The organism is Lactococcus formosensis, assembly GCF_037892375.1.
Taxonomy (GTDB): Bacteria; Bacillota; Bacilli; order Lactobacillales; family Streptococcaceae; genus Lactococcus; species Lactococcus formosensis.
The window spans coordinates 1,395,211-1,408,378 of the sequence record NZ_CP141721.1 but is presented as its reverse complement, the minus strand read 5'-3'; the positions used below and the strand labels follow the sequence as shown (position 1 = coordinate 1,408,378).

Sequence of the window (13,168 nt, the reverse complement as noted above, 5' to 3'; positions counted from 1 at the left end):
TAACATTATATCGCTTTCATGCTGCTTTGTAAAGCCCGAAAATGTAGTTCTGAGTAAGTAAGCGGACAAACAAAAGCCTGTTGACGAATTTCTTCATGGTCTTTTGTGTTTTTTAGTCAAGTTTTGATTGTTTGGGCGCTATATATATCCTCTTTTTCAAGCTGAATTAAGGCATGTCCTCATAACTATGTAGTACAATAATTTTATGAAGATTACATTTGACGATACTATTACACAGCGTCTATTAGCGCTTATTGAAGATAAACCTGCTGACTTTGTCTTAGACTTTGATCATACTTTAAGTAGTGAGACACTCCTAAGTAGCTGTTGTGGCATTACACGTTACCGTATTGTTGCGGTTAATAAAGGAGCAGTCCCTAAAGTTTTTGATGGTAAAATCAGCTCACCCTTAGGTGATTTCTACTGTAAAGCTTGGGGTATGATGTATTTTGATGAAAATATGCGTGTCCGTGTTACAGCTAATCACTTGATTGAGATTATGGGCGATGGTGAAAAGATTGCCCCACATATTGAGATTGTCGACTATCGTCGTCACTAAATGCTTTTCAAACATTTTAACCTACACACAGAAAAATTCTGTGTTTTTTCTTAAAATAATTGACAGGATTTTCTAATGATATTACAATAAAAGGAACTACTTTATATCAATTTACCCGAAAGGACAATTCGCCCATGGGAAAAATAAAAATCAACTTCAACCTTTGGCTTAACGGACTTCTTTTTTTCGTTGTACTCTTCTTACTTTTTAATGTCATTTCAAATATCACCCCGATTACAAAAGGTATTGCCAACTTTTTACAAATTCTCTCTCCTCTATTTCTCGGAGCAATCGTGGCATACTTTTTAGACAAACCTATCCATAGGCTTAGTTTGCTTTTTAGGCGTTTAAATGTAAAATTTGTACAGCGTCATGCCAGAAAATTTAGTATTTTGGTCACTTATATAATTTTCTTTCTTCTCCTCTTTTTTGTTATCTACTATCTATTTCCCATTGTTGTTCGTAACTTACTCGAGTTTCTACGCTTATTACCTACGATTTACCAAAATATTTATCAATGGCTCAGTAGTAATCAATTTCAAGAGTTAGATAATTTTTTACAAATCGAAGAATCTATTCGCTCTTTTGTCAATGCGTTTAGTGCACAGGACGCCGCACGCTACATTACCAGCGGCATTGAATCTCTGAGTACCTTTACTTTTACACTTGCTTCACAGCTCTTCCGTATTGTTGTTGGCATTATCATTTCAATCTACCTTTTGTTATATAAAGAAAGTATCTTACAGATTATCTTCCGCTTTGGGAAGATTTCTGTTAAGCAGGAGCATCTCCAAGCAATAAAATATTATCTTCGTCAGACAGATATTATCTTCTATAAATTTATTTCCACACAATTTATTGATGCATGTATCATATGGGTTTTATCCACGCTCTTACTGCTTCTCCTCCATGTAACAGGAGTCGCTCATAATCCCTTCTCAGTGGCTTTAGGTTTGCTAATTGGTATTTGCAACATGATTCCTTATTTTGGATCAATTTTTGCCTCGATTGTCGCAATGATTATCGCTTTTTTCACTGGGGGATGGGAAGCAGGACTCGTTACGATTGTTATGCTCATCATTCTCCAACAAATTGACGGAAATATCATTGGCCCAAAATTAATGAGTGGAGCTTTGAATGTTAACCCTATTATCGTTATTATCTCTATCTCGATTGGTGGTGCTTATTTTGGCGTAATAGGAATGTTTGTCGCCGTACCTATTGCAGCCTTGCTTAAAATTATTTTTATTGAATATCTAGAAGCTAAAGAAAGTAAACTTTCTCTGGCTCAACAAGAGAAATAAAAAGAGTTATTTCTAACTCTTTTTTTCTTGCACTTTTTGAATAAAATTAAGAAGTCTTTGATTGAATGCCTCAATATTCTCTACGTGAAGGATATGACCACAATCTTCAAAAATACTTACTTCTGATTGTGTATTATGTTGTAGGTTTCTTGCTGCCTGAGCATGTTCCGGTGGGAAAACGGGAGAACGACCACCTGCAAAAAATAAATGTGGAACCGTTTCACGCGTAAGATTCTGACGCCAATCTTGCGTAATCACATTTTGAAGTAAAGCTTGGTACTTTTGAAAATTAAAGGGGAGCATTCCCTTACCCAGCACACGTTTCACTTGATCTGTCAATTGACGATGAGTTAATTTTGTGCGCGGAAATTCTTTAATAAAATCAGATAATTCGGAAAGAGTTTTTCCTGTTTGTCCATCTAACCAGTCCGGCGCTTTCATAAATGTTGGCGCTTGATCCTCTGTTACAATCGCCATTAACTTTCCGTCTGTAAAAAGTTCTTCATATGCCATAATAGTTGCTGCTCCCATGGAGTGTCCAACTAATATTGGCCGGTCAAGTTGCAGAGCGCTCATCAACTCTTCTAAATCTGTCGCCAAACGATGTAAGGTCATTCCATAATCTACTTCTTGACTTTGTCCATGGCTCCGATGATCATAAGTGATAACGCGATAGCCAGCAGCAACAAAATAATCGACTTGAAAAGCCCAAGTGACTTCACTCGCCGAATAGCCGTTAATAAAAACTATTGCTTGATTTTCTGTTGCTCCATAGCTATGATAATTGATCTGAACTCCATCATTTGTTGTATAAAAAGGCATTGTTTCTTCTTTCTATTGCTCAATCTTTTACTGTACATTTCTGACAGCAAAAACTATTCATATTGTAGCAAAAAAGACGACGAAATCCTGCTTTTTTGCTTTAATGTTTTGCAATGAACAGAAAAAGAGCGAAATTTGCTCGCTCTTTTAAGATTATTTAACAACAATATTTACCAATTTATTTGGAATTGCAATAACTTTAACGATATTCCCTTCCACTTCGACTGCTTCTAAAGCTACTTTTTCAAGTTGGTCTTTTGGTAAATCTTTTTCAATCATGACTTTAGCTTTTAACTTACCATTGATTTGAACGACAATTTCTACTTCATTTTCAACAAGTTTGCTTTCATCAAACGATGGCCATGCTACATAAGAAATACCTGCTTCATTACCGAGGTCAACCCAGAGTTCTTCTGCAAGGTGAGGTGCAAACGGAGCTAAAAGTTGAACAAAGCCCTTCGCATATTCAAGCGGTAATGTTTTAGCTTTATTTGCTGCATTTACAAAGATCATCAATTGAGAAATTGCTGTGTTAAACAACATGTGATCCAAGCGCTCGGTAACGTTTTTAACTGTTTCATTATAAACTTTATCTAGGCTACCATCATTTTCTTCAGTGATTATGCTATTGCTGAGCAAACGAACCACACGATCCAAGAATTTACGTGCACCTTCCAGCCCTTCTTCTGACCAAGGAATACTTGCATCTAAAGGCCCCATGAACATTTCATAAACACGTAAAGTATCGGCTCCGTAGCGTTTAACGACATCGTCGGGATTAACCACATTTTTCAATGATTTAGACATTTTAGCTGGAGCTTGCTCAAGCTCTTCACCAGTCTCAATATTGTAATAAGAGCCATCACGTTTTTCAACCTTATCTGTAGCAACCAAAGCACCACGACTATCACGGTAAGAAGTTCCCAAAATCATTCCCTGATTGAAAAGTTTTTGGAAGGGTTCATTTGTTGGAACAACACCCAAGTCAAAGAGAACTTTATGCCAGAATCGTGCATAGAGAAGGTGAAGAACCGCATGTTCGGCTCCGCCGACATAAATATCGACGGGAAGCCATTCTTTAATCAGCTCTGGATCAGCAATGGCTTGGCTGTTTTTAGGATCAATATATCGTAAGTAATACCATGACGACCCGGCCCATTGTGGCATTGTATTTGTTTCACGACGGCCTTTTACACCATCTTCACGTGTCACAGTCAGCCAATCTGTTAAATTCGCCAAAGGTAACTCACCAGTACCTGAAGGTTTAATATTGGAAGTTTTTGGTAACACTAATGGCAATTCTTCTTCTGGAACAGCAGTAGTTGTGCCATCTTCCCAATGAATAATTGGGATTGGCTCGCCCCAATAACGTTGACGACTAAAGAGCCAGTCACGTAGACGATAAGTCACTTTACGGGAACCGATACCTTTTTCTTCCAGATAAGCGACCATTTTTTCAATCGCTTCTTCTTTTTCCATACCGTCCAAGAAATCAGAATTTATAATTTTTCCACCTTCTGTATGGCAGGCTTCTTGCACATTTCCACCGTCAAAAACAGGGATGATTTCTAAATCATAGACCTTAGCAAATTCCCAATCTCGTTCATCATGTCCAGGAACAGCCATAACGGCACCATGTCCGTAGCTTGCAAGAACGTAATCAGCAATCCAGATAGGCATTTTCTTGCCACTGACTGGATTAATTGCGTATGCACCAGTCCAAACACCAGTCTTATCCTTTGCCAAGTCTGTACGAGCCAAATCTGACTTAAGGCTAGCTTGATGTTTATAGTCTTCTACAGCGTCAGCTTGTTCAGCAGTAGTAATTTTTTCTACTAATGGGTGCTCTGGTGCAAGAACAGCAAATGTTGAGCCAAAAAGTGTTTCGGGACGCGTAGTGAAAACCGTAAATTCTTCGTCACTACCTTCAACTTTAAAGTTAACATCTGCACCAACTGATTTACCAATCCAGTTACGTTGCATTTCTTTGATTGATTCTGGCCAGTCAAGTCCTTCCAAATCATTAAGTAGACGTTCCGCATAAGCTGTAATTTTCAACATCCATTGACGCATTGGTTTACGAACAACAGGGTAGCCTCCGCGCTCCGAAGTACCATCAGGAAGGACTTCTTCATTCGCAATCGCTGTTCCTAGCTCTTCAACCCAGTTAACAGCTACTTCTGCTTCATATGCCAAACCCTTTTCATATAACTTCGTAAAGATCCACTGTGTCCATTTATAAAATTCTGGATCAGTCGTATTGACTTCACGCTCCCAGTCATAGCTGAAACCGAGACTATTGATTTGTCGTTTAAAAGTCGCAATATTTTTCGCTGTAAATTCGACAGGATCGTTACCTGTATCAATCGCATACTGCTCAGCAGGCAAGCCAAAAGCATCCCAACCCATCGGATGAAGAACATTATAACCTTGTGCACGTTTATAACGGCTCAGAATATCTGTTGCTGTATAACCTTCAGGGTGTCCCACATGAAGACCTGCTCCTGATGGATAAGGAAACATGTCGAGTGCATAAAATTTCGGTTTGTTTTTGTCTGTTCCTGTACGGAAAGTGTTGTTGTCCGCCCAGTATTTTTGCCACTTGGCTTCAATGTCAATGTGTTTATATTCCATATTTCATTCCTTATCGTTTTTTATAAATTATATTTACAAATCTCAAATTCTATTATATCAAAAAAATCAAAAAAGCAGATCGCTGCTTTTTATCTGGAGCAGAAAATTATTCATGACCGATGAGACTAAACGCTAAAACTAAATCACTGCCTACAAGTTGTAAGCCATATTTCTGTTCATATTTTTTTACTTTATTGAGTAAGGTGTTCCGATGAACATAGAGCAACTTTGCTGCAGCTGCTTGATTACCGTATGTACTATAAAGCGCTCGTACTAGTTCCTTGTCTTCTGGACTTTGCAGAAGCTCTTGTCTGACGTTATTCAATAATAAACTTTCGACATGCTTGAGGCCCTGGGCCAGAATAAATTCACTAAAGCTTTCTTTTTTCTGAAAAAACTGCGTTTCTTCTTGATAGACATGTTCTAACTCTTCTTTGGAAGCAAAGCTTCCAATATAATGTTGAAATGTCTCTCCCATATCTTGAGACAAGACTTTTAGGCTATCTGCAAGCTCTGATTTACTCAGGTTAGTTCCAGTATATTCTTCCAGAACGAACTGTCTTTCAGCATTTTCTCGTATTACATCAGGCAAGATAAACTTTAGGTTTTCTACAAGTTCTGAAAAATTTGCAACAGAAAATTGTAAAATACGAAAACGTCCTGCTGGTAAAGACGAGAAGTCAGTAGAAGGCTCAGAAAGTAAAGCTATTAAAGTACGTTCACGTAGATTAAGCTCTGCTCGATCTACGTTGCGATAAAGTTCTTTTATCTTTTCTATTTCCATTTTTCAAAAAAGTGACCCAAAGGTCACTCTGCTCTTAATTTTCAGTAGGGATGTGCAATTCGAAAAGTGGTGATAATGGACGCTTCTCGTGAATACGGATGATAGCATCAGCAAGCAATGGTGCGATTGAAATTTCAACAATCTTATCACTGCGACGTTCATCTGGTATTTCAATAGTATCCAAAACTACCAACTTATTAATTCCTGAACTTTCAATACGTTCAATAGCTGGACCTGATAAAACCGCATGTGTACATGAAGCATAAACTTCAGTAGCGCCAAGCTCTTTCAAGGCATTTGCCGCCAATGTAATTGTACCAGCTGTATCAATCATGTCATCAATCAAGATACATTTCTTACCTTTAACATCACCAATGATATTCATGATTTCAGCAACATTGGCACGTGGACGACGTTTATCAATGATTGCAATTGGTGCTTTCAAGAAAGCAGCTAACTTACGTGCACGACCTACACCGCCGTGGTCGGGAGATACGATAACCAAGTCATCGCCATTAGCAAAGCCGTGACGGCGGAAGTAATCAGCGATCAATGGTGAACCCATGAGGTGATCCACAGGAATATTGAAGAACCCTTGAATTTGCGCGGCGTGCAAGTCAAAGGTAATCAAACGATCTGCACCCGCAATTTGAAGCATATTTGCGACCAATTTTGATGTGATTGGTTCGCGTGCACGTGCTTTACGGTCTTGACGGGCATAACCATAGTAAGGCATAACCACATTGATTGAGGCAGCACTGGCACGTTTTAGGGCATCCATCATGATCAAGAGTTCCATTAAGTTTTCATTAACAGGAGCACTTGTTGATTGGAGGATAAAGACATGCTCTCCGCGGATACTTTCATCGATTTTGACTTCGACTTCACCATCATTATAAGTGAGCACGCGTGATTTTCCAACTTGGATACCAATTTCTTTTGCGACTTTATGCGCCAACTTTTGGTTAGAGGAAAGTGCAAATAACTTCAAATTTGAATACGACATGATAGCCTTTCTATATAAAACAGTTCTCTAATTAGACCTTTCCATTTTATCGTGAATTGTATTTTTTTTCAAGTCCCGATAAACTAACCTAGTCTGTTACTTCCCCACTTTCATCCTAAAATAGAAAAAAAGTCCATCTTTTCCAGATGGACATTTTTTACTAAATAAGCTCCTTGAACAGACCACGAACAAAGAATTCTTCATCAAAATCTGTAAGATCGTTAATGCCTTCACCCAACCCGACAAGTTTTACCGGAATTTTTAAGCTTTGGACGATAGATAAGACAATTCCCCCTTTTGCAGAACCATCTAGCTTAGTCAAAGCGATCCCCGTAATTGGTGTCACTGCACTAAATTCTTTAGCTTGTTGAATAGCATTCTGGCCTGTTGTTGCATCCAAAGCGAGAATTACTTCATGTGGTGCAGCGGGCAGTTCACGCTTGATGATTTTCCCTATCTTTTCGAGTTCTTTCATCAAATTGTCTTTATTTTGCAGACGACCTGCTGTGTCAATCAAAAGAATATCAAAGTTTTCTTTTTTTGCTTTATCGACAGCGTCAAATACCACACTCGCTGGATCTGATCCCGCTGGTTTCGTTACGACTGGTACATCTGAGCGTTTGCCCCATTCCACAAGTTGGTCAATCGCACCTGCACGGAAAGTGTCCGCAGCTGCAAGAAGGACTTTTTTACCTTCATTTTTATAACGATGTGCAAGTTTACCAATCGTTGTTGTCTTACCTACACCATTTACACCCACAAATAGAAAAACAGTGAGATCATTTTGTAAATTTAACTCAGAAGGTACTTTTTCATCATCAAACTTATCTACAATTTTTTCAACAATTAATTGGCGTAATGCTTCTTGTGATTTTGCATTTGCCAGTTTAGCTTCATTTCGTAACTCTTCCGTGACTTCTAGAGCCAAGTCAACACCGACGTCTGACATGATTAGTGTTTCTTCAAGCTCTTCAAAAAATTCTTCATCTACAGATCGGAAATTAGCTAAAAAAGCATTAAAGCGTTGTCCAAAAGTTTTACGTGTTTTTTCTAAGGACTTGTCGTATTTCTCTTCAATATTAGAGTTTTCTTCCTCTTGAACTTTTGACTCTACTGGAGTTTCAGATTCGTCTAGAACTTCTTCCTTTGGAGTAAGTTCTTCAACTTCGGCTGCTTCAATCTCCTCAATTTCTTCTTCCAAGATATCAGATTCTTCTTGAAATTCTTTCTTTTCTTCAGCTTCTTTAGCTGACGTTTCTTGCCTAAATTCAGCTACAATTTCAGGTATCGTTTCCGTTAAAGCTTCTTCAGCTGGCTCGTTCTGAACCTGTTCTTCTGCTTCAGCTACATCGTCCGTTATTTCTTCTGATTCAACCTCTGGCTGTTCTTTTACTTCAACAACTTCTTCAGGAACCTCTTCGGTTTCCTTTTTCTTACCAAATAACCGATCAAATAATCCCATATTTCCTCCTATAAAACATACTCTTGAATCACTTCAGCAACTGCATGTTGATCATTTGTAAAGCGTGAAATGATATTGGCTTCCTTCTTCACTGTCGGTACAGCATTCCCCATTGCAACACCATAACCAGCCCATGAAATCATGCTTAAATCATTCTCCTCATCGCCCATTGCCATTACATTTTCAGGTGTGATGTCCAATTGCTCAATCAATTTTGATAAACCAAAGGCCTTATTTATTCCTTTGGGCATGAATTCTAACAAAATATCACGTGTTTTAAAAATTTCAAACTGGTCAAATAATGTTTTGGGAAACTTAGGAATCTGTAAATCTAGAAAAGATGCATCTGTGCAAGAAACTATCTTATTATAAATTGCATCTTGAGCAAGGTCTTCAAATTTTACGGGATGAAATTCTAAAAGACTGTTGATAAAACCATATTGGGATTGTCGTGCACTCTCAGTGACATAGACAATGTCATCACTCAAAATATCACAAGGAATTTCTAAAGCCTGAGTTTCTTGCTTAATCAGACGAACATCATCGTAACTCAGTACTCTTTTTGAAAGAATTTCCCCTGTATTACGTTGCACCAAGCCGCCATTAAAAGTAATACTAAAATCATCAAAATCTAACATCTTCAATGTTTTCAAAAAAGGTTGAATTGCTGCAAGAGGACGCCCAGTTGTCAAAACTACTTCTACACCTTTCTGACGTGCTTCTTGGATTGCTTCAATATTTGGAGCAGAAATTTCTTTTGCACTGTTCAGCAGTGTCCCATCAAGATCTAAAGCGATCAATTTTACATCATTTGTCATGCTTATATTATAACATACTCCATGAGAAGACAGCTGTTAATTATTGATATTATTAGTTTACAGTCTCTCTATTGTTTTTGAAAAAGATTATTCCTCATTTCTTATCAGTGTATCGTATTTCTTTGTTGATTTCTCCCCCTCAAAAAAGACAATCTGATACTCTCAGACTGCCTTTAAAAATTAATTAATATTTAGCTTTCAAAGTTTTGCCAAAGATTGTTTCTTCTTCAAGAAAGCTACTAAAGTAAGCAGTAAAATTCCAGTTGCAGTTAGTGTCCAGTCAAGATTTTCTCCTGTATCAGGTAATTCATTGACCTTATCCTTTTCTTCAGCAACTACTTCAAGAGCAAATACTTTATCATTAGCCTGAGGAACTTGCACCGTCTGCAGAACAGGTAGTGAAGTTATTTTTTCCACTCCAACATCATTTTTTTCTTTTGATAACAAAAGTTCTGTGTCAATACTGTACACTCTAGATTTAACAAGTGTATTACTATTTCCTGATTGATCAATTACAGTTAAAATCGCAGTTACCGTACGGTCTAAATCTAGCAAAAGGTCCTCCATACGTACATTCACTTGCCAAGAACCATCTTCTCCTAAACTTACAAGATAAGTCGTATTTCCAACAAGAACTGCAAGACTACTTTCTCTAACATCTGGTGGGAGACTAAATATCCCTTCGATGATAGCAGTACCTTGTTCTTGTTCAACGAGTGACAGACGATCATCCTGAGCGACATGCAGTATATCTAATGTAGCACCCTCTAGTGCCTCTATATCACGCTCTAGTTTATAGTTTAAGTAGTGTGAACTTTCAGCACTATTTCCTACATTATCCTTAGAGATCAAAAACGCCTCGACCTTCAAATCATCATCTTGCAGTAAATCGATCGTCGGCACTGTTAGGGTCCATGAACCATCTGTAGCAACTGTTGCCTCGTAAGTATGATTATAGATTTTAATTATCAAGGTATATTCAGCGGTGTCTTCTGGTAAAATAGCCTGTCCCGTAATTACAGTTTTTTCTTGCACTTGTTCAAGCAAGGTCAAGTGATTATCGATTGAAACAGTTTCAATCCTAACATTGTTGATATGTTCCGTATCTGTCAATGTATCGTCATCTAAGATAATCTCATTGGCTGGTGGTAGGATACGGATAGGCAAATCTGTTTCTGAAATAGTCCCATCTCCGTCTAAGTCCAGATGCGCCGTTAAGATGACAACCATAAAGTTTTCATCTAGCTCTACAATCGAATCTTGTTTGGTAGACACGTAGACAGTCACCTGTTTTTGCCCCGCTCTAATCCACACACCGCCTGAAAGATTTTCAAAATCCTCATCTACACCCGCACTACCGCTCAAGCTGGTAAATGTCAAATAAACATCATAAGGTTGTTCTTGATCCAGACTAAAGATAAACTCTGCCTGCTCTCCTTCTTTAACTGTTGGGTTATCGGTCACACGAACCGTTGGTAAAGGCAATATGGCGAATACTTCTCCGTCTGATGCTGTGTTTCCTGCCTGATCTGTAGCAACAGCTGTGACTTCCACTGATACCGTGTGCTCCTCTAGAAACTGACTATAATCAATATTGGAGATTATCCATTGACCATTTGCAATGATAACTCGATACTCCTTGACGCCTCCGAGAGCAGAGGAGAGTCTTACAATGATTTCTTGCCCATCTTCGATATCTTCTACATAGCCTGAAAGATTTAAAATCTGACTCTCATAGATAGCACTGACGGGGTTAATGTGAACAACAGCTCGTGTGTCTACGACAAATCCTCTATCGTTATCCTTAATTGCTGCTTGGGCCTCTGTCTTTCCTAGCGTTAGTGCTAAAAGTTGGTTACCGATATGTGCTTTTGCTGAAATCAACTGCAAACTATAATGCTCCTCATCTGCCTCGTCAAAAGTATCATCAAGCGTCTCGACATCAACAACAACAAAACTTTGACCAGCCTTAAGAACAACCACTCCTGTTTTCCCGATAAAGTCTGAGCTTTCACTGGCTGTACCAGACTTCGTTTGGTAGGTAATCTCAACGTCATACGCAAGGGCTGTTTCTAAACTAATAACGAATTGGCTACTTTCACCTTCAACAACAGTCATAGCATCAAGAATCTCAATACTTGGAGGAGTGAAGACAGCTGTCACCCAAACAGTGCTTGTTTGATTTCCCGCCTGATCAACTGTTGCAACAGACATACCGAGAGAACCAAGATTAAGGTCTGTGGAGTCAATATCGGAAACTTTCCACTTGCCATTCTCGACAATCGTTCTAAAGACCCTTGAAGTTCCTCCACCACTACTTATTGTAAGGGTAACACTTTGCCCATCTTCCACATCTGTGACTGTACCTGTAACATCGAAAAACTGTCCTTTGTAGATGATGTTGCTCGGGTTTACCGGTTCTGCATCAAATTCAATTTCTGCATAGAAGTCAGCTTCCCAAGGGGCAACTGCCTCTGGACTTGTATTTCCAGCGGGATCAACCGCTTGGGCAGTAACATTTCCAGAAGCTTGCTGATTACTGCTCTCAACAGTCCAGTTCCCCGCTGCATCAAGCGGGATACCAGCAGTCATCGTGCCATCTGGCCAAGTAACCGTAATCGTCGTCCCAGTCTGAAACTCTCCGAACATGCTGCCTGAGGCTGTAGGGAAGCGGTCATTGTCTACATTAGAAACAAAAACTGTAGGTTTAACAGGTGGTGTAAGGTCTACATACTGAGTAATTACTGGCGAACTCATATTCCCAGCCAAGTCAATAAAAGTAGCACTTAGCTCACCAGTGTTTTGAGATGTAGGGCTTTCTACAGTCCAATTTCCTTCTGCATTTACTGGGATATTATGCGTCTGTGTGCCATCTGGCCAAGTCACGGTAACTGTCGTATAGGGCTCAGCTGTACCTGTAGCATTGATACGGTCATTCCCGTTTGGATCACTCGCAACAATGGTTAGTGTATCAAAAGCTTGTGCTACCGTCTGTATCTGCTGCGGCTCTACAGTGGAGAGGAGTTCTCCAGTTTGTACCTTATAGGTCACAGCCCCTGCCAAATTTCTCATCTCCTCACTCTGGTCTTGCTGTACAGGTGCTTGATCAAAGAGGACAAAATGATTATCCTCCAGAAAGGCCTGCGTATCATCATAGACAAAAATTTCAAGGTTAAAAGACACATTATGCCCATCAATGCTTACGACTGCCGACATGTCATTCACACCTACAGGTGTTCCAGCTTCACGGAGCTGATAGAATAACGTATCTACAATCTCATCAATATACCCATCAATTATTGTTTCCGACGTGTTTGCATAAATGGCAGCTGATGCTGAAATTAAAAGGGAGCGTTCAATTTCTGAGCGTAAGACAGCATCATCAGCTTTATTTGAAATTGCGAAGTTACTAAGTTGCTTAGCAATGATTTCTTGGCCTGCTTCATCTGCTGATGCTTTTTTAACAGGTAAAGCAATTCCTACTGCAGTACCTAATCCTGCAGCCACTGTAGCCGTCATTATCACATTACCAAATTTTTTTAAGCGCTCTAGTCTCGCATCTGAACTAGAAAAGTGATGGGGTGTTTTGTACATAAGTGCTCCACTCTCATTTTATTTTAATTATATTACTATTATCTCACAATCATCAATACTTAGAAAACAATATAACTTTATTGTTTTTGGGATCACTAAAAAGATATTTATTTTACTTACATTACATTCAGATGCCAGAATAGTCCAGTGTCTCATAAAAACATCTCTTTTATTCCCTTTGTAAT

Annotated in this window: 9 protein-coding genes; 2 read left to right on the top strand and 7 right to left on the bottom strand. The window is 38.8% G+C overall.

Going from position 1 to position 13,168, the window contains the following annotated elements:
- The first annotated feature begins 205 nt into the window (after positions 1–205).
- A complete protein-coding gene (locus VNN39_RS06875) occupies positions 206–559 on the top strand; it encodes an iron-sulfur cluster biosynthesis family protein (RefSeq protein ID WP_165711525.1) in 354 nt (117 codons plus the stop codon).
- A gap of 134 nt (positions 560–693) precedes the next feature.
- On the top strand, positions 694–1,863 hold the full coding sequence (locus VNN39_RS06870; RefSeq protein WP_338997198.1) for an AI-2E family transporter: 1,170 nt from the start codon (positions 694–696) through the stop codon (positions 1,861–1,863).
- A gap of 12 nt (positions 1,864–1,875) precedes the next feature.
- Here VNN39_RS06870 and VNN39_RS06865 read toward each other — a convergent pair whose 3' ends face one another.
- The 7 genes from VNN39_RS06865 to VNN39_RS06835 form a co-directional block, all read right to left on the bottom strand.
- Positions 1,876–2,685 (bottom strand): alpha/beta fold hydrolase, encoded by an 810-nt coding sequence (locus tag VNN39_RS06865; protein WP_213496061.1) that lies wholly within the window; start codon positions 2,683–2,685, stop codon positions 1,876–1,878.
- A 153-nt stretch (positions 2,686–2,838) separates the two neighbouring features.
- Positions 2,839–5,319 (bottom strand): leucine--tRNA ligase, encoded by a 2,481-nt coding sequence (gene leuS / locus VNN39_RS06860; RefSeq protein ID WP_338997195.1) that lies wholly within the window; start codon positions 5,317–5,319, stop codon positions 2,839–2,841.
- 106 nt (positions 5,320–5,425) lie between these two features.
- A complete protein-coding gene (locus VNN39_RS06855) occupies positions 5,426–6,103 on the bottom strand; it encodes a helix-turn-helix domain-containing protein (RefSeq protein ID WP_270264956.1) in 678 nt (225 codons plus the stop codon).
- Between the two features lie 34 nt (positions 6,104–6,137).
- Positions 6,138–7,109: a ribose-phosphate diphosphokinase gene (locus VNN39_RS06850; RefSeq protein WP_004256224.1), complete on the bottom strand. Its 972-nt coding sequence runs from the start codon at positions 7,107–7,109 to the stop codon at positions 6,138–6,140.
- Between the two features lie 160 nt (positions 7,110–7,269).
- Entirely contained in the window at positions 7,270–8,571 is a 1,302-nt protein-coding gene (gene ftsY, locus VNN39_RS06845) for a signal recognition particle-docking protein FtsY (RefSeq protein WP_165711531.1), read from the bottom strand.
- An 8-nt stretch (positions 8,572–8,579) separates the two neighbouring features.
- On the bottom strand, positions 8,580–9,389 hold the full coding sequence (locus tag VNN39_RS06840) for a Cof-type HAD-IIB family hydrolase (protein WP_096369312.1): 810 nt from the start codon (positions 9,387–9,389) through the stop codon (positions 8,580–8,582).
- A gap of 198 nt (positions 9,390–9,587) precedes the next feature.
- Positions 9,588–12,983: an Ig-like domain-containing protein gene (locus tag VNN39_RS06835; RefSeq protein WP_338997190.1), complete on the bottom strand. Its 3,396-nt coding sequence runs from the start codon at positions 12,981–12,983 to the stop codon at positions 9,588–9,590.
- Between the last annotated feature and the right edge of the window lie 185 nt (positions 12,984–13,168).